Origin of the sequence: Microcoleus sp. Aus8_D2 (genome assembly GCF_036702665.1) — a bacterium.
Classification (GTDB): domain Bacteria; phylum Cyanobacteriota; class Cyanobacteriia; order Cyanobacteriales; family Microcoleaceae; genus Microcoleus.
In genome coordinates this window covers 1-19,197 of sequence record NZ_JAUBUN010000026.1, presented here as the reverse complement: position 1 = coordinate 19,197, position 19,197 = coordinate 1, and the positions used below count along the sequence as shown (strand labels likewise).

Sequence of the window (19,197 nt, the reverse complement as noted above, 5' to 3'; positions counted from 1 at the left end):
GGGGTTAGGGGGGATCTTGGCCTAATCGCCAAACAGCAGTCTGTGAATACGTTTGAGATCCAGTTGACACTTATGGGCAATGCCGCATCCTTACCCGTAGCTTAATTTTTAATTCTACCTTCTATCTTCCACCTGTCACTTTGTCAATCCAATTCGCATAAAATGATACCCGCGTGTCGCCGGAAATTTCGCCAAAACTGCCATTATCGTCAATTTTATCAATATCGCCGATATTTGTTTTGAAAAATCCGCGATCGCTATAACCCCAAGAACTGATCCCGGCAATTTTCCCGCCCACAAACGACGGCCCGCCGGAATCTCCGCTAGCTGTGGCGATTTCATTTTTTCCCAAACCGCGATCGGCTAATTTAGGAAAATGCCTCCCCAAAGTATCATGTTTGGCAGTGCCGTCATCAAAATCAAAAATTAACTGACTGCCCAATACTAACTCGGACATATCAGATTCTGTAGCATTTTTGAAAATATCACCGAGTGCATCGTAGCGGTTTTGACCTGCATATCGTTTCGCCTCAGAATTAGAATTTTCATTTTGTCCTTTGCTACCCACGCCAGTATATCCATAGCCAACTTTTGTAAATAACTGACCGACTTCATTTTTGTTCCGATAAATTTCGTACTGTTCCGCAGTCGGTGGCGCTGCTTTTTTCAACTTTAAAATAGCAATATCGTTACCCACTTCTGATTCGTAACCAGTCCATCCGGGATGAATGTAATAATTGCTGACAGGGATAGTAACTTGACCTCTGGGCAATTTAAAAATTGCCGTTACTGCCGTGCCAGCCGGAACCTTGACTCCGCCTTCATTCAAGCAGTGGGCGGCCGTGAGAATATGCAATCCTCCGGTTAACAGGGAACCCGTACACTGCACCGGTTCTAGGTAGGCGACACCTGTATGTTGCTCTAAAGCTAGGGGTTTGCGAGAACTGCTATCGCCAAAAGCACTAATTATCGATCGCCCTACTTCTGCTGCTTCTAAAACTAAAAGTACGGTCAAAACAGTCATTAATAATATTTTTATAACTTGCTTCATTTGAGGATGTTGACAATTGGTGAAAAACTTAGGACTTTTCAGGACGCACTCGGACTGAAGAAACCGGGTTTTTGGCAGAATTACGGGCTGCAACCAATTATTTTGGTGAAAAACCCGGTTTCTGGCTAACCGTTCGTCAGAGTGGAGAAACCGGGTTTTTGGCAGAATTCACGGCTGGAACGAGATATTTTGGTGAAAAACCCGGTTTCTGGCTACCCGTTCGTCCTATATAATGCGTAATTCATGAATTAGCTATCAGCAATTAGATATTACTTCGACAACTCGATGTTGAGTTCGTTGACGACACGGCGCTTCAGCGGGACAGATTTTTCTCTGGGTAGCAAGTCAAACACTTTCCTAAAGGCATCGTCTACCTTCTCAAAAGGTATTTGTCCTTTTTCGTTAAAAACTACTTTTCCCGATTGATCGAGAATGACTGTTTGAGGTACAAAACCTTCGTAATAATGACCGGGTTCGGTCAGTTTAGGTGACGGTTGCGAAGGCAAAGAGTCAATGCTTACGGGGATAAAATCGGCTTCGCGGCCGTAAAATTCCTGGAGTTGAGAAACGACGATCGCGTATTGCTTGGAGTCGCTGCTGTCGTCTGTATAAAAAACCAACAAGGCGGGTTTTTTGCGATTGAAAGAATCTGTCAGCTTGACTTTAGGAGGGACAAGGGAACCGTTGCCGGCGTAGAGGGCAAAGATTGTACCGTCGAAGCGATCGTCCGTGAGTGTTGCGAAGGCTGGCTGCTGGCCGGCGAACAGTATCAAGCTAAGTGCGATCGCGACAGTAAAAATACTGGCCGACAAGATTCGCCGCAGCGAGCTGATGCCAGAAGCAGCAGTAAAAATTAATTTTTTGGATTCGGAAAATATCATAGGTTGTTGGCACTTGCTGTAAGCTGGCTTCACTAGATGCAAAAACTTTTCTAATTGTATCAGCAACTGTAGGCAAATGTTGCTGAGTAGGTTAAGGTGGTTTTTGATTGAAGATCTTAATTCTCTTTTAGTTGCAATCTACAGTAGGATTCAACTGACAAATTGCACCTGTCGCAATCAGCCTTTCAGGCGCCAGAACCCGTACCCGATCCACCAGAAAATTTATGTGCTGTGGAATGGGAACAGGAACTCGTTCCTGAGAATGGTGGAAGATCTTAGATTAAACAAACAACTGACAACAGAGAACTGACAACAGAGAACTGACAACTTATGATAGCTTTACTTGACGTACTCCTGGCCCAGACGCCGGCCGTCCCTAGCAACGCGCAGCATGAGATTAATATCTTGCAGGCGATTGTTTTAGGTATCGTGCAAGGGTTAACAGAATTTTTGCCCATCAGCAGCAGCGCTCATTTGAAGGTAGTCCCGGTGGCCCTGGGATGGGGCGATCCCGGCGTTGCTTATGTTGGTGTAATTCAATTGGGCAGCATTGTGGCAGTGCTGTGGTATTTTTGGAAAGACTTGACAAATATAGCTATTGGTGCATTTAAAGCTATTACCCGATCGGACTACGAATCCCAAGAGTTTCGGATGGCCCTGGGAATTGGTTTGGGAACTATACCGATTATCTTTTTTGGACTGCTGATCAAGATATTTGTTAAAGATTTTGATAAATCACCGCTGCGGAGTTTAGGGGCGATCGCCATTGCTTCGATCGTGATGTCGCTGCTGTTAGCGATCGCCGAAAAAACTGGCAAGCGCGAACGGGATTACGAAAAATTAGATATCAAAGATGGTATTTTAATGGGATTAGCTCAAGCAATGGCAATAATTCCTGGTGTTTCGCGATCGGGTTCCACCCTAACAGCAGGATTGTTCATCGGATTGCAAAGAGGCGCCGCCGCGCGGTTTTCTTTCTTGTTAGGAATTCCGGCAATTACTCTGGCTGGTTTAGTGGAATTGAAAAGTGCTTTGGGTGAAGGCGCCAGCGACGCTGGAGTTGTAGCTTTGATAGTCGGAACAATTTCAGCTTTTATTTTTTCCTATATTTCGATCGCCTGGCTGATGAAGTTCCTGCAAACTCAGAATACTTGGGTGTTTGTGTGGTACCGGCTGGCCTTTGGCGTGGCGATTTTAACTGCTCTCGCAGGTGGTGTATTGCAAAATCCACAAGGATAAAATAAATTTTGTAGGAGTGGCAAAAGTCGCTCCTACTATACCCGCTAGTCGCAAAAAATGACAGAATTAGATCCTACAATGTGCGTCAAGCCCAACTCCCGATCGATCGCGAGAAATTTGCCTTGATTCTGATTGCAAGTTAAAACAGTATAATTAAGTCTAGTAGCACATGGAACTGCGATGACTGCTCTTAAACTCCGTTATACTAAGCAAGAGTTTGCACGACTCGGCGATGAGATTGACGCTCGCACTGTGCGATAGCAAATTGAGCCGAGTAACAAAGATAAAATTGTGGCGATCGATATTGAGACAGGTGTATGGGAAATAGATAGTAAGGAGCAGCAGATTTCTCAAGGCAGCTATTAATCGTAGAATGCAGCGGACTCGAAAAGTCGATCGCCCTAAATACTTGTTCGCAAAGTCGATCGGCTAAACTTAAACTAGAACTCGGTCAAAGAAGAGTAACTATGCAAAAAGTAGCCGTATTTGGCAACACTGGAGGCGGTAAATCCACTCTCAGCAAGAGATTGTCGGACATCACTGGATTGCCGCTTCACATCTTAGACAAGATTCAATATCGATCGGGTGGCGCTGAGGTTTCACAGGAAGATTATAAGCGCGCCCATCAGGAAATTTTGCAGGCTGACAGATGGATTATTGACGGATTGGGTTGCATGGAAACTCTCTGGCTGCGGCTGGATGAGGCGGATACTCTGGTTTTTGTGGATCTCCCGCTATACGTGCATTTTTGGTGGGTGACTAAACGAATGATCTCGGGTAAGATTAAACCGCCCGCAGGCTGGCCGGAAAACAGCCCAATATTAAAGAGTTCGATTACCAGTTACCGCGTGCTTTGGTTGTGTGACAAATATTTGACCCCAAAATATCGCGAATATATCGATCGGGCGCGCAGTACCAAAAATGTCTATCACATCACATCGGCTGAGCAGATTTCGCGATTTTTTGAATCAGTTAAAAATCAGATTAACTTTGAAGATGGTGCACCAGCCTAACGACTCAACTGAACTAAACCTGTAGGTCGGATTTGAACGGGACGTGCTATAGTTACCGTTAATATTGATGTAGCACCACGATTCGGCTTTCGCCGGCGCTAAGCGATGTCTACCGAAACATTAGTTAACTGGCTCGAACAGAGTACCGAATTAGGCAGATTATCCCGCGAGATTTTACAGGCGATCGCCCGTTCCATGGAACCGGCAACTTTTCCCCCTGGATTTCGAGTCGTCATCGAAGATACACCCGTCACTAATCTCTACATCCTAGAACGAGGACAAGCCGATCGCTACCGCCGCAAACAACCTGGTTTAATGTGGGCGAGTAGCTTGTTACCGGGGGCGATCTCGAAACCCAATTCCGATACCAGACTGAAAGCCTTTAATAAAGATCGAGAGATGGCTGCAACTACCCGCCAAACTGTGCTGTCAAAAATTGCGGGCGATCGCACGTTAATGTTTGCCGCTCATTTTCCCGCTCCGGGAATTGGAAATTTGCGATCGATCGCGTGGGGTGGATTTGATTGGCTATCTGTCAACTGGCAATTTAAAAGTTAATTCTGCTTGTGAAAGTCATGCAAAGGTTATCTGCCACTACTAACCTTTGCCGTTAGACAGCTATCGTCCATAATGTAGTATGATAAAATATAATCGATTTCTAAGATTTGGGATTGGTAGCTCAATTGGAAGAGCGCTGCGACGGCATCGCAGAGGTTGGGAGTTCGAGTCTCCCTCAGTCCCACCTTTTTGGGGCATATAATTCAGATGAATATCCCACCAGACCAATTAGAAATCTGCCTCAATGTTCTGCAACAAATTTCCGAAGATCCAGCGGTCATTGGCAAACACGATCGCTTCAAAAGTTTGATTGCCAAAATCTATAAAGAGCAACGCAAAAGTTCGCGTCAAACTCAAAAACAACAACGACAAATAGAAGATCGCCAACTCAAAGCATCAACCGTCATGGTGCGGCACCAGCACCAACAACAGCCATTCGCTGCGTTACCAGAATCAACAACCAGAGCGCAGCATTTGCACAAGCCGAACCTTTGTTACATTTGCAAAACACCCCATACACAAATTCATTTTTTTTATCATTTACTCTGCCCAAAATGCGCCCAATTCAATTACCAAAAACGACAACAGCGAACCGATTTAGTTGGGCGAACTGCATTAGTGACAGGCGGACGGATCAAGATTGGCTATCAGATGGTATTGCGGCTGTTGCGAGATGGTGCTAAGGTGATTCTCACTACAAGATTCCCCTATGACTGTGCCGATCGCTATAGTCGAGAACCCGATTTCGAGCAATGGCGCGATCGCCTGCAAATTCACGGACTAGATCTGCGAAATATTCCAGCAGTCGAAACATTTGTACGGGATTTACTCGATACTGAATCGGCTCTGGATATTATCATCAACAATGCAGCTCAAACTATTAAACGTCCATTGGCATTTTATCAGCATCTCTTAGATCGAGAACGAGAAGCATCACAAATACTCAGCAAAAACGCGCAAGCATTAATCTCGATCGATGGCAATATATTAACAGGAAATTCTCCCCGACACCAATCTATTTTACTCGAAAGTCAACTCAATGACAAAGATAGTACACCGAGTGCGATCGCCGATTACTTCCCGCGCGATCGCTTCGATGCTGACGGACAACAACTGGATCTTCGCCCCGGAAATAGCTGGTTGCTAAAACTCGATGAGGTAAACACGATCGAGTTACTTGAAGTACAGTTAGTGAACGCGATCGCACCCTTCATTCTCAACAGCAAACTCAAACCATTACTACTTCGTTCCTCCTTTCCCAGACGCTTTATCATCAACGTTTCGGCAATGGAAGGACAATTCAATCGCGAGAGTAAAAAATCCTATCATCCCCATACAAATATGGCAAAAGCAGCTTTGAATATGATGACGCGAACCTCGGCGGTTGATTATGCCCGATCTAATATTTTCATGAACAGCGTCGATACGGGTTGGATTACCAATGAAAATCCTTATCCTAAGAAAATACGAGTTCAAGCAAAAAAAGGTTTTTACACGCCATTAGATGCGATCGATGGGATGGCAAGAATTTACGATCCGATCGTTCAAGGTATTGAAAACCCCGATCCTCCCATGTACGGTCATTTTCTTAAAGACTATGCCCCCTATCCCTGGTAGCAAATGATGGTAAATACCGATCTTCACTGTCCGTTACCCAATCCTATAGAGTCTTCCTCCGAGGTGGTAATCGAGCTAAAATCCTTAATTGATTACCTGCAAACCGATCGGTCTATCGCTCAAAAAACAGTCTTCCCGCGCGGCACAGTCATGCCCGATGGACGACTCGATTTGTGCAAGCAAGGTTTAGGTGTAATGGGATGTCATTTAGTAACTGAAGCATTGGCCAATAATGATGCGATCGCTAGCTTATTACTGGGAACCAATGGTATTGGCGATCGGGGTGCTAAAGATGTAGCGCGATTGATTCAATGCAACAACCGTTTAGAGATTGTCTATTTAGGTTGCAATGCGATTTCATCCACAGGTATTGCTGCACTTGCCGAAGCGCTGACGCACAATCAATCTGTAACTGGGTTGTGGTTAAAACGCAATCCTATCGGCGTAGCAGGTGCATATTATCTAGCGGAAATGTTGCGTCGCAATACAAGTATCCGCACGCTGGATTTAGTCAATACCCAAATCGGAGCTCGGGGAATAGCAGCCATTTTAGAGGTTTTGACTTACACCAATCGTACTGTTGAACGGCTGTACTTGGGCGGCAATCAAATTCAGGCAAACCAGGCTGCTTTACTGGCTAATCTTTTAGCTGAGAATCCTGTAATTACTGGCTTATTTATTAATGTCAATCATCTGGGCGATCGAGGTGTTACAGTTTTAGCGGGTGGATTGGTAGAAAATAAAACACCGATCGATTTAGGATTGGCTAGCAATGGCATTGGGGTAGAGGGTTGCGCTCGATTATTAGCAGCACTGCAAACTCACCCCGCGATCGGTAATCTGGATTTAGGTTACAGTCCTTCTACACAAGTGTTAAAAGCAAAGCCCAATCAGATTGGAGATGTAGGTGCAAGTGCGATCGCGAATTTTCTGAGAGACAACCAAACTCTATTTAAGCTCAATCTGGCAAAAAATGGAATTACTGAGGAGGGTAAAATAGCATTAATTACTGCATTATAAATAAATCAAAAATTACGCCATCTGATGTTAGATGGGCGATCGGATCGACGAATTGAGGTTTTGTTAAAGCGTAACCGAATGCTGAATTTGGGTGAGGAATCACAAAAGCCTCGTAGTGTTTCTTTAATCCAGAGTGTATATCGTTGAGTTTAACTCTGTTTGGTGACTCTGGGGAATGAAAAGAATAACAGTCAGAGCAATATATTTTGAAATGCTGTGTTGGTTATGCAAAAACAAATTCCCATAAAATATCCCAAAATGGCTGAAGAATGGTTGTCGAGTTTTTGAATATAATATATCCTACACCAACTACCACGATTCGGCTTTCGCCGGCGCTAAGCGATGTCTACCGAAACATTAGTTAACTGGCTCCAAGAGAACACGGAATTAGGCATATTATCCCGCGAGATTTTACAAGCGATCGCGCTTGAAATGTCCATGTCAACTTTTCCCCCGGGATTTCGAGTGGTAATCGAAGATACGCCTGTCACCAATCTCTACATCCTAGAACGAGGACAGGCCGATCGCTACCGGCGCAAACAACCGGGCTTAATGTGGGGGAGTAGTTTGTTACCGGGGGCGATCGTCAATTTATCAGCACTCCAGCGATCGCAACCGGCAGATAGTAGAATTATTACTCGTACAGAATGTCAATTTTGGGTAATTAGTGCCGATCGCTGGCGCAGTTTGCTAGAAAGATATCCACGCATCACCGAAGCCTACGCTCAACGTTTGGCCGCGAAATTAGAGCAGCTAGAAGCAGAAATCGCCTACGAAAGAGAGCGTCAAAACGCCCTGCGCAGCTATCTAGTACCGCAGGCGAAACGGGGAGTCATCGGGAATAGTCGTTATGCGGTGAAATTGCGCCAACAAATTCGGGCTGCATCCAGTGACGAGCGATCGGTGTTAATCTCTGGCGAACCTGGTTTAGAAAAGGATAATTTAGCTGCTTTAATTCATTTCGGTTCAAGTCGTCGCAGCCAGCCAGTTGTTCAGATAAAAAGTGCCTTGCTTCAGACAAATGGAGCCGAATTATTCGGGCGTTTGGGCGGTAAGCCAGGGTTGTTGGAATGGTTGGGAGAAGGGACGTTAATTTTAAATGACGTGCAAGAATTACCAGCTCAATTAAGCCCCAAAATACAGCAATTATTAACCGATGGAACCTATACACCCGCAGTCAGGGAAGGACAAATACCGCCGCCACCGCGTTCTAGTAATGCCCGGATAATTTTAATCTCAGAAATCGTCCAACCCCAGCTAGATAAGCTGACGCAACACAAGATTAAAGTCCCATCATTGCGGGTGCGCAAAGAAGATTTAGAGGCACAAGTTAACTATTATCTCAACATCTTTTCTCGCCCAAAGAAATTAGTCAAGCCCCAAGTCACGCCGGAAGCAATTCGCCGCTTGCAAGCCTACGATTTTCCTGGGAACTTGCAGGAATTGCAGGGAATGGTCGATCGCGCCTTAGTTCAAGCACAGGGGAGTCAGGTATTAACAGAAGAAGTGTTTTGGGCGCAAGCGGCAAAGCAACAAAAATTTAGACTCAATTTATTCAAGATATATCCCAAATTTCGGCAATTTTTACGGAGCGATTGGTATCCCGATCGCGTAAATTATTGGTTTACCACTTGGGTATTTGCATTGGTGGTAATTATCCTGTTTGTCGCCCCCCAAGATCGACAGCATAATTTTGCCCTAAATATATTTTGGGCGTGGTGGTGGCCGTTAATTTTATTATTATTCCCGATCGTCGGGCGATTGTGGTGTGCTTTTTGCCCTTTTATGATTTATGGAGAAATCGTCCAAAAACTATCGCTGAAAGTTTTCCCGCGAACTCTCAATAAATGGCCGCGCCAACAAGCTGAAAAATGGGGCGGATGGTTTCTCTTCGGAATGTTTACTTTGATATTTCTGTGGGAAGAGTTGTGGAATTTAGAAAATACCGCCTATTTATCCAGTTGTTTGTTATTGCTAATCACCGCCGGAGCGGTAATTTTTTCGCTGATATTCGAGAGGCGGTTTTGGTGTCGTTATTTATGCCCGATCGGGGGAATGAATGGATTATTTGCTAAACTCTCAATTATCGAACTGCGCGCCCAACAAGGAACCTGCGCGGCGGAATGCAGCACCTACCATTGCTATAAAGGAGGCGAAGGTTTTGGGGAAGGATTAACTACTAATGGATGTCCGGTTTATTCCCATCCCGCCCAATTAACCGATAATAAAGATTGCGTCTTGTGCATGACTTGCTTAAAAGCTTGTCCCCATCGCTCGGTAGAATTAAATCTGCGCCCTCCCGGAATAGAATTATGGACTACCCACGTTCCCCACAGCTATGAAGTCGCCCTGTTATTCCTATTATTAGGCGGTATCTATCTGCATCGCTTACCGGAGATAAATAGTTTGTTGGGGCTGGGCATCAATTTAGAGCAATTTTTTCCTCATTTAGGACTGTCGATTGCGGTGTTAATTATCCCGCCACTGATTCCCTTAGTTGCCTATGCCGTCATGCAAGCAATTTACCGATTGGGAAAAGCAGAAACTATCCCATTTAAAATTACTAAACCCCTTTCATTTGTCTGTCTCGCCTACGGTTATTTACCTCTAGTTTGGGGCGGTAGTTTGGCTCACTATTGGCGATTGGGTTTGCAGGAAGGCGGGCGAGTGATACCCGTAACTTTTGCCACTTTCGGGCAAATTAGAGAGGATTTACCGAGTTTTATCGGCGATCCGGCGGTGATTAGTTTCTTGCAAGGTTTGACTTTGATTGTATCGTTGTTAGTCACACTATTTGTGACTCAAAAAATTGCCAAGCGCTCGATTAAATCTTTGATGCCGCAGCATTTAGCGAGTTTGTGCCTGATGGTGAGTTTGTGGTATGCGATCGTGGCAAATTAATGTAAAAGAAAACAAGGAGGATTGACTATGACTTCACAACTTCAACAAGCGATCGATCTTGCTCAGTCACTATCGTTGACAGAACAACTTGAACTGCTTAAAACACTATCCGCTATTATCCAACGCACCCATTCTCGGGAAACTCAAGCTGCAATAACAGAGGAAGATACAGATTTTTAAATAGCAAGCTTTCGCCAATCTTGGCAGCAAGCCATAACCGAACAAACTTTACCCCTTTCTCAACTGTGGGATTGAGATAGATGAGATTCTTGATAGTTCCTGTTGGGAGTTGGCGACCTTTAATGATGCCTTGTTTCCACCAGTTCCACGCTGTTGAATCTGATGATTGTGCTGAGTTAAAGCCAACTATGTTATTATTAAGATCTTGCAGCATTTTCAATAACCTGTAGGGGCGGGTTCGCCAACAGGTCTGGAGGCAGCAGACAGGTTAAATAAACCCGCCCCCACCAATGAAAAATGCCCAATTTATCTGGGTGGAAGATATCAGTTATTACCAAAAATTTGAGATTTTTATGCAAGTCGTTGTTAGTCCATACTTTGAAGCGCCCGGACCTGGCCAACTACTTTATAGAGGAAATTTTGTAGCGCATCACGATGTATCGCAAAGGGGACGGCAGTACGATCGCGCTGATGCCGAGTGGGTTGAGTCGGTTAGAACTAAAATTGACGCAGCGATTGAAGCCTCTACCCATACCCCCCAATTGATGGCGAAACCTTTGTTTATTGGCGCAACAACTTAACCGCGTCGCGTAACGGCTGCGGTTGAGCTAAACCGTTCTGCCTCATGCGCTCATGCGCGGTGACGAGTGCGGTAAAATTAGAGGTATGAAAAAGGCAATTCTCAACGCAGGTAATGCGGCATGGATTTTTGAAGAACACGCGCAGCGTTTAGCGCGTGTAATGACTCTTGAGATTAGTGCAACGCCCTCAGACCATAATTATCTGCTCGGTTGGGAAAGTTCAGAACCTCCAACAGGCAAATGTTTCATTCCATTTACAGCAATTCAGTGGGCGTCAGACAAGCGCCAACTTGCGGAAATTTTCACCAAACATCAGGTCGCTATCCCCAGAACATATCTACTTGAATCAGAGGAGGAAGTTAAGCAACTAATCGAAAAGGAAGCGAAAAGTCAATGGCTTGTCAAGTGGCCGACGGGTTGCGGTGCTTCAGGACATCGCTTGCAAGAACTAAATACGCCAATTCCGCAGGACTGGCCTCGCCCTTATGTTCTTCAAGAATTCATTCGTGTCGAAGTGCCGGAAGTATATCGGCTCTACTGCGTGCGAGGCGAAACTTTTGGCTGGAACGCCAGACGTTTTCCTTCAGGTGCAAAGGCTTCTCTATTTGTTGCTCATGCTCGAGGTGCGAGATACGAAGCAGAGGGTTCTGCTCCACCTGAAGCGGAGTTTCAAGCTCGCCAAGCCCTGACTTGCACAAACCTTATCAATTCATTTGGATGTGCCGATTTGATGAAAAATGAAAAAGGTAATTGGCTTGTTCTTGAAGTCAATACGGACGGTATTTATAATCACGTTGACCGCGACATAAACATCGGCAATATTGCCAACGAAATTGACGAACGCATAGCCAGAGCTTTCCATGCTTGGAGCCGCTGCTAAAAGCGACCCACATTGTCACGCTAGATATTGAGACAGGTGCATGAGGCATAGTATAATAATTATATTTACACATTCAAATATACAAAAAACTCATACATAATTTATAAAAAATAATCCCGAACTTATGAGCGACTCATCAACCAGACCAGCCCTAATCACAAAAGTTATCCCCGACAGCATCTGCGCCGAAATGGGATTTGAACCCGGAGACTCCATCGTCGCCGTCAACGGCCAAAAACCCAGAGACTTGATCGACTATCAATTCCTGTGCGCCGATGAATTTCTCGAACTAGAAGTTTTAGATGCTAAAGGCAAAACTCACAAGTTAGAAATAGAAAAAGAGTATGACGAAGACTTGGGTGTGGAATTTGAAACCGCCCTCTTCGACGGACTAATTCAGTGCAACAACCGCTGCCCTTTTTGCTTTATCGACCAGCAGCCTCCGGGAAAGCGCGAAACTTTATATCTCAAGGATGATGACTACCGCCTTAGCTTTCTTTATGGCAGCTATCTCACTCTGACAAATTTGACTGAAAAAGAGTGGAACAGAATCGAACAAATGCGGCTTTCTCCTCTCTATGTTTCCGTGCACGCTACGGAACCGGATGTGCGCATTCGGTTGCTGAAAAATTTTCGGGCTGGGAAGATTTTAGAACAAATTAAATGGTTTCAAGAGCGCCGCTTGCAAATTCACGCTCAAGTTGTGGTTTGTCCCGGGATTAATGATGGCGAACATTTGGAACGCACTTTGCTGGATTTGGCAAAGTTTCATACGGGAAATATCCCGGCTGTGGCTTCGGTGGCTGTGGTGCCGGTGGGTTTGACTCGCTTTCGTCCTGCGGAAGATGAATTGATTGCTGTAACTGCCGAAAAAGCGCGGGAAGTTATCGCGCAAGTGCAGAAAATTCAAGGGGTTTTGAGTCAGGGGAAAGGTGGCGGAAAAACTAAGAAAAAGAAGGCAAAATTCACCCCCCCCAGCCCCCCCTTGCTAAGGGGGGGAGAAGATTTAGAAGATTTAGAAGATTTAAAATCTCCTTGGGAGAGGGGGAATTCAAAATCTGGCTGTATTTGGCTGGCTGATGAATGGTTTTTAATTGCTGGTTTGGATTTGCCGTCGGCGGCGGATTATGAAGATTATCCGCAAATTGGTAATGGTGTGGGTTCGATTCGCCAGTTTATTGGGCAGTTTGAAACGGCTTTTGCTAAGCTGCAACCGCTGCCGGTTATTGGGCCGCGCCGGTTGGTTTGGGTGGTGGGAAATGCTGTTGAAAAGGCTTTTTTGCCGATCGCACAACAACTCAACCAAATTCCCGGCTTGTCCGTCAACATGGCAGCATTGTGCAGCCGCTACTGGGGACAAACTATCACTGTCACGGGATTGCTAACCGGGCAAGATTTACTCGAAGCTTTGCAGGGAAAAGACTTGGGAGATGGCATCCTCCTGCCGTCGGTGATGCTCAAACAGGGGGAACCGCGTTTTCTCGACGACATGACCGTAGAACAGCTAGAAAACTCGCTGAAAACCCGGATTTTGCCTGTGAGCGGAGTAGAGGAACTAATCTCGGTGGCGATCGGTCTGGCAACTGCTGAAGTTCGATTGTAAATGTCGATCGAACATTCAAAAGTAACATGAGTAGAGTAATTGTGACTTGTAACTGTCGGGTTCAGGCTACAAACTAGAAACTTGAGACCTCAATCTTGCTCTAAAATTGTCTCTAGAATTGCAAAGTAATTAAAAAATTATGCGTGTTTTTCGTCAAATCGTGGTGGTCGGAGTGGGCGCTGCAATTACTTTCAGCAACGCCGGAGCCTGTGCAGAAGCACAGGCTCCGGCCCAATCTCAGGACAGTTCTGCCCTTAGCAATCAGATCGAATTAACGCAGGATATTCGATCGACCTCGAACACATCGTCAGAACTAGCATCAGATCCCTCCAAGTCGATCGCCCTTAAAGGGCCAATCTCCGAGTCTCAGAAGCCCGGGGAAGCTACTATCGCATCAACTCTCCCAACCGCTCCCCTGCCACCTGTGCCGCAACAGGCTGCTCCGGCTGCCCCCTCAACTCAGCAGCAGGAGAATTTGGCGCAGTCTCGAATACCGGTACCAAAAGGCGCTCAGCAGAAACCTGCCCCGAGCCGCCCCAACAATGTTCCGGTGCCTTCTTTGCCAACACCAGCTCCCCGCGGCACTCCGAATGAAAGTTTCCCCCCTCTCACCCCGAAGGGCATTTTAGACACCCGGCCTCCGGCTTCCCTGGAACCCAACCCGAATCCGCTGCTGTTTCCGACAAAGCCCGAGGATGTCAGGATCGAGCAAACTCAGTCAATTAGCTTGCAACAGGCGATCGATCTCGCCCGCCGCAACAGCCAAGTTTTGCAAATCGCCCAACTGCAATTGCAACAAACCAGATCCGCTGTGCGCGAACAGCAAGCTGCTCTGTATCCCGACCTGAATTTTCAAATGGCCGCCAGCCGCCAAGTGAGCGCCGGCGGAGAACTCTCAGTCCGGGCTGCACAGCGCAGGGAAGACTTTACGGCTGCCCAAAACCAACGGCCCGCCACCACTATTGGGCCCAATTTCGGCAGCAACAGTCTCAACAGCACTTTGGAGTTGAGTTACGACATCGATTTGTTCGGAAGGCGACGCGCTAACATCCGGGCGGCAGAGGAACAGTTGCGCCTTCGGGAACTGGATGTGGAACGCCAAGCCGAGCAACTCCGCTTCGACACTGCTGAGGCTTACTACAATTTGCAAAACTCCGACGGACAAGTTGCTATCCGCCAAGCTTCGGTGAGAAATGCCCAGCAAAGTTTGCGGGATGCCGAAGCTTTGGAACGGGCAGGGGTGGGAACCCGGTTTGCTGTGTTGCAGGCTCAGTCAAATGTGGCTAACGAACAGCAGCAACTGTCAGTGGCCCGTCGCGATCAGCGAGTGGCCCAACGGCGGCTGGCTGAGACTTTGAATATCAGTCAGTCGGCAAACTTGACGGCGGCTGACCCGGTAGAGCAAGCGGGCTCTTGGCGGCTGTCTTTGGAAGAGAGTATCGTGCAGGCTTTTAAGAATCGCCCTGAGTTGGAACAGCAGTTGGTACAGAGGGATATCGGCAAGCAGCAGAGGCGATCGATTTTGGCGGGGCGTTTGCCTCAAGTGAGTGTCTCGGCTGCCTACAACGTGCAGGGGGTAGTCCCTGACGATCCGGCCCCGTTTGCTGCTCGCGGCTGGGCGGACGGCTATTCGGTGCGGGCGAATCTGACTTGGAGTATCTTCGACGGGGGCGCGGCGAACGCGAGGGCTAAACAGCGGGAAACTGATATTACGATCGCCGAAAGTCGATTCGACCAACTCCGCAATCAGGTGCGCCGGGAAGTGGAACAAGCGTATTTTGGTTTGGAGTCGAGTTTTGAGAATATTGAAACTTCTGAGGCGGGGGTTTTGCAGTCGAGGGAAGCTCTGCGTCTTGCTAGATTGCGGTTTCAAGCTGGTGTCGGCACTCAGACGGATGTGATTCAGGCGGAAACAGATTTGACTAGGGCTGAGAGAAACCGATTGTCGGCAATTGTCAACTACAACCTGGGGCTTTCGTCTCTCCAGCGGGCTGTGAGCAATCTTCCGACGAATAACCTCTCGGATGCTCCTTGAGCTTGGGTTGGGTTGGGTTGGGTTCGGGCGATCGACCGAAAACCGCCAACGGCATTGGCCATCGTGTATTTGGCAACTCAAAACTAAGACCCAGAAATCCGGTTTCTGGGCAAAATATTCGTTTGGCGACGTGAAATCTAGGGATAAACCGAGTTTCTGACCCCGCACGCGGAGCGTCATCTCAAAATCACCAATGCAAAAATCAGGAGCCAGATTTTTGCATTTTGAGTTGCCCCACGAGCAATTTCCACTTTCTGGGCCCTAAATATTCTTAATAACCGACACATTAGTTAATATTTTGTAATAGAGTTCTATGTCAACTGCGTTAAGGGATCGGCAATGGCCAATATCAAGTTTGTGAAGGAAAATCAGGAAGTCATCGCAGCAGACGGAGCCAATTTGAGGTTCAAAGCTCTAGAAAACCGCATCGACTTGTACACGTTTTCGGGAAAAATGATGAATTGCGGGGGCATCGGCCAATGCGGCACCTGCATTGTGGAAATTGTTGAGGGCAGTGAAAATCTGTCCCCCCGCACTGACTTTGAGAACCGCAAGCTCAAGAAAAAACCCGCAAACTATCGGTTGGCTTGTCAAACTATGGTCAACGGCCCGGTGAGCGTCAAGACTAAGCCGTAGCTGGGGTTTCCGAAGGAACAAGGAAGTTCGGCAACGAGCAATGTACGGGATGTAACGGATGTAACGGATGTAACGGATAGAAGGAAGACTTGTCCGATCGCGTAGCCGAAGGAAGGAAGAGGGAAGAGGGAAGAAGAAGCAGACATTCTCCCGTTCTCCGGCTCTCGGACTCTCAGGGTGCATCGAGCGTGCAAGCATTTGTAGTGCTGTCGCGAGCTCGCGTGCTGTGTAAAGCACGCTCTTCGTGGACAGCACTATAAAAAAACATCCTTTTTGCGAAAATGAGATGCTCCCGACTCTCCCAAGTTCCGAGACTCGGGCTCTGGGACGCTCCTTCTGTCTTCGAGTTTGCCTTTTGCCTTTGAGTGGTATCCTAGTTGTGTGTAATTTCTTATTTTCCGATACAGGCGGGGGTCTTCATGGAAGTTAACGATTTAGGGTTTGTGGCAACCATTCTGTTTGTATTGGTTCCCAGTGTTTTTCTAATCATTTTGTACATTCAAACCGCTAGCCGTCAAGGCGGAAAAGAGTAGCAACTGCTGCTATTTGTTTCTGGCGAAAGCTAGTTGCAAAAAAAGCGCCAACAGCTTTTTGCTGGGGCGCTTTTTTTGTTAACTGTTAGTGTTGAGAGTTTAAGCGACGATCGTCCTGGCTAGCAAGACGGGACAGTTGGCGTAGACTCGCACGTAGTCTGATAGGGAATTTCCCAGGAGTCGATCGAGATCCAGGAAATTTTTGGCAACATTCGGTCGCCGATCCGGGGAACCGATCACCAACAAATCGGCATTCAACTCGTCTGCAATCTGACAAATTGCTTCGCCGGGCTTACCTGTAGCACTCACGCAGCGGTAGCGAACTCCCATTTGTTTCGCCAGTGCTACTCCGGGAGCCAAGACAGGGTCTTTTTCAGCACTTGCTGTTAAATCTGCGCTGTATTTTCCCGTCAAATCTTTGGTGACGTGTACTAGAATTATCTCTCCGCCGCTGACTTCTTTGACGAAAGATAGCGCAAGCTGCAATGACTGTTTCGCAGATTCTGAGTTGTCGAGCGCCACCATGACGCGCTTAATTCTTTTGACGTAGATGTCGTCTTTTACTAACAGCATCGGTCTGGATGTTAGCTGGAAAACGTACTGGCTGACTGAGTTTTCCAAAATCGATTGCAGCCGTCCGAATCCCCGGGAACCCATAATCACTAAGTCGGATTGCTCTTCTTCTGCGACTTGGCAAACTGTGGTTTTCGGGTCTCCCTGCTTCAGCCGCGGATTGACTTTGCTGGGATCTATTTTCAAAGACTGCACTGCTTGTGCTAAAATCTTGCCTCCTTCTTCCAACTTGTCGGCCATGCCATCGGAAGTTACTTGCTGTGGCACGACGTGCAAGACTGTGACAGAGCTTTGTTGCAAAGAAGGGATGTCCATCAACATATTAAACATCTCTTCGCACAAGCCGCGACCGGCGACGGCTACTAAAATTTTTTCTATCATGGTTTTAGGGGTAAAAACAGTTGAGTTTTCTTGTGCGGCGCTCTCACTAGGGCGTTGTTACTCTAGTCGCTTAATGTTAAGCATAAGCCTGAAGTTTGCTTTATGATTTGTAGAAATGTAGCGTTTTGGAACAATTTGTAACGTGTTAGAGAACGATCGAACTCAACCAGAACTCGCAGCGGCTGGTGCTATTCAAAACCGGCCCGGGATGGACTCTGAGGGCTGGTTTGAATATTTGGTGCGAGTCTACCCCCACCATACTGACTACAGCGGCGCGGTGTGGCACGGGACTTATCTGGCTTGGATGGAGGAAGCTAGGGTGGAAAGTTTGCGCTCTCTCGGCATTGAGTATGCAGAGTGGGTGGCGCAGGGTGTGGAATTGCCCGTGGTTGAGCTTTCGCTGCGCTACCACCGCTCTGTACAAATGGGTCAATCTGTGGCAGTCAGAACGCGGATGGCTGCTAGCGAGGGTGTGCGGCTGCTTTGGGATTACGAAATTCGATCGCCCGATGCTCAAGAATTATACGTGACTGCACAGGTAACTTTGGTTGGTGTCGATCGCGACAAGGGCAAAATTATCCGCCAATTACCGTCGGCGCTCAAGGAGGCTTTGACAAGGCTTTCTGTTACACCTTCAACCTAAGCTGCTGTTAACTATAAAAAATAGTTGGTGCAACCCTCATCAGCAGAGTGCATGACTTTTGAGTGCGATCGAATTCAGTGACATCGGAATAATACGAGAGTGCCGTCCCCGCGCAGCAAAGATATATCACCAAGGGAGCGGGGACAGCACTCAAACAAAAAAAACTTTTTAACAGTTCGCGATCGCATTTCCGACTTCTCGAAACCCAGTTTATCGTCACCCGTACGTCAGTCAGAACAAAAGTGAGATGTCCCCCTGTCTTCAGCTTTCATGGCAACTTTTAATTATGTCAAAAAAACAGTAAGTTTCAGCTAAAAATATTGCGATTTATTTCAACATTGTGAATAATCAATAATTTAATTTGATTAATTTTAAAAATAAATATAATTATTAGCTGGCAAATACATGATAATTGTTAAAATGGTGAATTAGCCGAATCAAGGTAAGATTGACCGGAGGAACATAAACTCAAAAAGCAGTTAACTGAGTTAGCTATAAAAAAATCTTGGGAGTTGAGTTTGAACAGTATAGTGCGAATTGATGTCCCCAGTGATGCTGATAGCTCATATCATGTCCCCTAGAACCACCATAATAAGATTGGTTTGAGCGTTCGGAATGCAAGTCCTGGGATGGATGCGGACTTGCATTCCGAACGCTCAAACCGTTTTTATTACGGGTAATTCACTGGACATAATATCACTTGATGTTTGAGAAGCAAATCCGCAAGCGGAGCTAAAGCATCCAGGAGAAAAGGTGACGAGTTTGGTTGCTTTGGGTTGGGCGGAATACGGAATGATGATATCGTGTGCGATCGATTAACCGCAATCATATTAGTTCGCGCGTGCCCCCTGTCCGCAGCATGAGAGCGGACA

17 protein-coding genes and 1 tRNA gene are annotated in these 19,197 nt (G+C 46.6%); 14 read left to right on the top strand and 4 right to left on the bottom strand.

Annotation, left to right across the window (positions count from 1 at the left end):
• Window positions 1–121: 121 nt before the first annotated feature.
• Together QUB64_RS20065 and QUB64_RS20060 are read right to left on the bottom strand one after the other, a co-directional pair.
• Window positions 122–1,051, bottom strand: coding sequence for a trypsin-like serine protease (locus QUB64_RS20065; protein WP_333272318.1), 930 nt, complete (start codon window positions 1,049–1,051; stop codon window positions 122–124).
• A 269-nt stretch (window positions 1,052–1,320) separates the two neighbouring features.
• Complete coding sequence (locus QUB64_RS20060) at window positions 1,321–1,932, bottom strand: thylakoid membrane photosystem I accumulation factor (protein ID WP_333272315.1); 612 nt, start codon at window positions 1,930–1,932, stop codon at window positions 1,321–1,323.
• 330 nt (window positions 1,933–2,262) lie between these two features.
• On the opposite strand from QUB64_RS20060, the gene QUB64_RS20055 reads away from it, so the two are divergent.
• The 7 genes from QUB64_RS20055 (at window position 2,263) to QUB64_RS20025 (ending at window position 10,280) form a co-directional block, all read left to right on the top strand.
• A complete protein-coding gene (locus QUB64_RS20055; protein WP_333272312.1) occupies window positions 2,263–3,171 on the top strand; it encodes an undecaprenyl-diphosphate phosphatase in 909 nt (302 codons plus the stop codon).
• Between the two features lie 467 nt (window positions 3,172–3,638).
• Window positions 3,639–4,184 carry an adenylate kinase gene (locus QUB64_RS20050; protein ID WP_333272309.1) on the top strand — a complete coding sequence of 182 codons (546 nt, stop codon included), beginning with the start codon at window positions 3,639–3,641 and terminating at the stop codon, window positions 4,182–4,184.
• A gap of 105 nt (window positions 4,185–4,289) precedes the next feature.
• Window positions 4,290–4,742 (top strand): hypothetical protein, encoded by a 453-nt coding sequence (locus QUB64_RS20045; protein ID WP_333272306.1) that lies wholly within the window; start codon window positions 4,290–4,292, stop codon window positions 4,740–4,742.
• A 109-nt stretch (window positions 4,743–4,851) separates the two neighbouring features.
• Window positions 4,852–4,926 (top strand) — tRNA-Ala (locus QUB64_RS20040).
• A gap of 23 nt (window positions 4,927–4,949) precedes the next feature.
• Window positions 4,950–6,359, top strand: coding sequence for an SDR family NAD(P)-dependent oxidoreductase (locus QUB64_RS20035; protein WP_333272304.1), 1,410 nt, complete (start codon window positions 4,950–4,952; stop codon window positions 6,357–6,359).
• A 3-nt stretch (window positions 6,360–6,362) separates the two neighbouring features.
• The gene (locus tag QUB64_RS20030) at window positions 6,363–7,379 is read left to right on the top strand and encodes a ribonuclease inhibitor (protein ID WP_333272302.1); all 1,017 of its coding nucleotides are present in this window, start codon (window positions 6,363–6,365) and stop codon (window positions 7,377–7,379) included.
• A gap of 342 nt (window positions 7,380–7,721) precedes the next feature.
• Window positions 7,722–10,280: a sigma 54-interacting transcriptional regulator gene (locus QUB64_RS20025; RefSeq protein WP_333272300.1), complete on the top strand. Its 2,559-nt coding sequence runs from the start codon at window positions 7,722–7,724 to the stop codon at window positions 10,278–10,280.
• A gap of 115 nt (window positions 10,281–10,395) precedes the next feature.
• Here QUB64_RS20025 and QUB64_RS20020 read toward each other — a convergent pair whose 3' ends face one another.
• Window positions 10,396–10,674, bottom strand: coding sequence for a hypothetical protein (locus QUB64_RS20020; protein ID WP_333272298.1), 279 nt, complete (start codon window positions 10,672–10,674; stop codon window positions 10,396–10,398).
• Window positions 10,675–10,750: 76 nt separating this feature from the next.
• On the opposite strand from QUB64_RS20020, the gene QUB64_RS20015 reads away from it, so the two are divergent.
• The 6 genes from QUB64_RS20015 (at window position 10,751) to psbM (ending at window position 16,728) form a co-directional block, all read left to right on the top strand.
• On the top strand, window positions 10,751–11,041 hold the full coding sequence (locus QUB64_RS20015) for a hypothetical protein (RefSeq protein ID WP_333272295.1): 291 nt from the start codon (window positions 10,751–10,753) through the stop codon (window positions 11,039–11,041).
• Between the two features lie 85 nt (window positions 11,042–11,126).
• Window positions 11,127–11,921, top strand: coding sequence for an ATP-grasp domain-containing protein (locus QUB64_RS20010; protein WP_333272293.1), 795 nt, complete (start codon window positions 11,127–11,129; stop codon window positions 11,919–11,921).
• Window positions 11,922–12,045: 124 nt separating this feature from the next.
• A complete protein-coding gene (locus tag QUB64_RS20005) occupies window positions 12,046–13,524 on the top strand; it encodes a DUF512 domain-containing protein (RefSeq protein WP_333272290.1) in 1,479 nt (492 codons plus the stop codon).
• Between the two features lie 139 nt (window positions 13,525–13,663).
• Window positions 13,664–15,559: a TolC family protein gene (locus tag QUB64_RS20000; protein WP_333272287.1), complete on the top strand. Its 1,896-nt coding sequence runs from the start codon at window positions 13,664–13,666 to the stop codon at window positions 15,557–15,559.
• A 339-nt stretch (window positions 15,560–15,898) separates the two neighbouring features.
• Window positions 15,899–16,195 (top strand): 2Fe-2S iron-sulfur cluster-binding protein, encoded by a 297-nt coding sequence (locus tag QUB64_RS19995; protein WP_333272284.1) that lies wholly within the window; start codon window positions 15,899–15,901, stop codon window positions 16,193–16,195.
• A 419-nt stretch (window positions 16,196–16,614) separates the two neighbouring features.
• Complete coding sequence (gene psbM, locus QUB64_RS19990; protein WP_193970859.1) at window positions 16,615–16,728, top strand: photosystem II reaction center protein PsbM; 114 nt, start codon at window positions 16,615–16,617, stop codon at window positions 16,726–16,728.
• A gap of 99 nt (window positions 16,729–16,827) precedes the next feature.
• On the opposite strand, the gene QUB64_RS19985 is transcribed toward psbM, so the two are convergent.
• A complete protein-coding gene (locus tag QUB64_RS19985) occupies window positions 16,828–17,682 on the bottom strand; it encodes a universal stress protein (RefSeq protein WP_333272282.1) in 855 nt (284 codons plus the stop codon).
• A gap of 142 nt (window positions 17,683–17,824) precedes the next feature.
• On the opposite strand from QUB64_RS19985, the gene QUB64_RS19980 reads away from it, so the two are divergent.
• Window positions 17,825–18,325: an acyl-CoA thioesterase gene (locus QUB64_RS19980; protein ID WP_333272278.1), complete on the top strand. Its 501-nt coding sequence runs from the start codon at window positions 17,825–17,827 to the stop codon at window positions 18,323–18,325.
• The last annotated feature ends 872 nt before the right edge of the window (window positions 18,326–19,197 follow it).

What these genes read in the sequence shown, in the direction of transcription:
- QUB64_RS20010 (WP_333272293.1), top strand. Translation starts at nt 11,127, where the DNA reads ATGAAAAAGGCAATTCTCAACGCAGGTAATGCGGCATGGATTTTTGAA.
- QUB64_RS20025 (WP_333272300.1), top strand. Translation starts at nt 7,722, where the DNA reads ATGTCTACCGAAACATTAGTTAACTGGCTCCAAGAGAACACGGAATTA.
- psbM (WP_193970859.1), top strand. Translation starts at nt 16,615, where the DNA reads ATGGAAGTTAACGATTTAGGGTTTGTGGCAACCATTCTGTTTGTATTG.
- QUB64_RS20065 (WP_333272318.1), bottom strand. Translation starts at nt 1,051, where the DNA reads ATGAAGCAAGTTATAAAAATATTATTAATGACTGTTTTGACCGTACTT.
- QUB64_RS20000 (WP_333272287.1), top strand. Translation starts at nt 13,664, where the DNA reads ATGCGTGTTTTTCGTCAAATCGTGGTGGTCGGAGTGGGCGCTGCAATT.
- QUB64_RS20055 (WP_333272312.1), top strand. Translation starts at nt 2,263, where the DNA reads ATGATAGCTTTACTTGACGTACTCCTGGCCCAGACGCCGGCCGTCCCT.
- QUB64_RS19985 (WP_333272282.1), bottom strand. Translation starts at nt 17,682, where the DNA reads ATGATAGAAAAAATTTTAGTAGCCGTCGCCGGTCGCGGCTTGTGCGAA.
- QUB64_RS20045 (WP_333272306.1), top strand. Translation starts at nt 4,290, where the DNA reads ATGTCTACCGAAACATTAGTTAACTGGCTCGAACAGAGTACCGAATTA.
- QUB64_RS20050 (WP_333272309.1), top strand. Translation starts at nt 3,639, where the DNA reads ATGCAAAAAGTAGCCGTATTTGGCAACACTGGAGGCGGTAAATCCACT.
- QUB64_RS20015 (WP_333272295.1), top strand. Translation starts at nt 10,751, where the DNA reads ATGAAAAATGCCCAATTTATCTGGGTGGAAGATATCAGTTATTACCAA.
- QUB64_RS20005 (WP_333272290.1), top strand. Translation starts at nt 12,046, where the DNA reads ATGAGCGACTCATCAACCAGACCAGCCCTAATCACAAAAGTTATCCCC.
- QUB64_RS20030 (WP_333272302.1), top strand. Translation starts at nt 6,363, where the DNA reads ATGATGGTAAATACCGATCTTCACTGTCCGTTACCCAATCCTATAGAG.
- QUB64_RS19995 (WP_333272284.1), top strand. Translation starts at nt 15,899, where the DNA reads ATGGCCAATATCAAGTTTGTGAAGGAAAATCAGGAAGTCATCGCAGCA.
- QUB64_RS20020 (WP_333272298.1), bottom strand. Translation starts at nt 10,674, where the DNA reads ATGCTGCAAGATCTTAATAATAACATAGTTGGCTTTAACTCAGCACAA.
- QUB64_RS20060 (WP_333272315.1), bottom strand. Translation starts at nt 1,932, where the DNA reads ATGATATTTTCCGAATCCAAAAAATTAATTTTTACTGCTGCTTCTGGC.
- QUB64_RS20035 (WP_333272304.1), top strand. Translation starts at nt 4,950, where the DNA reads ATGAATATCCCACCAGACCAATTAGAAATCTGCCTCAATGTTCTGCAA.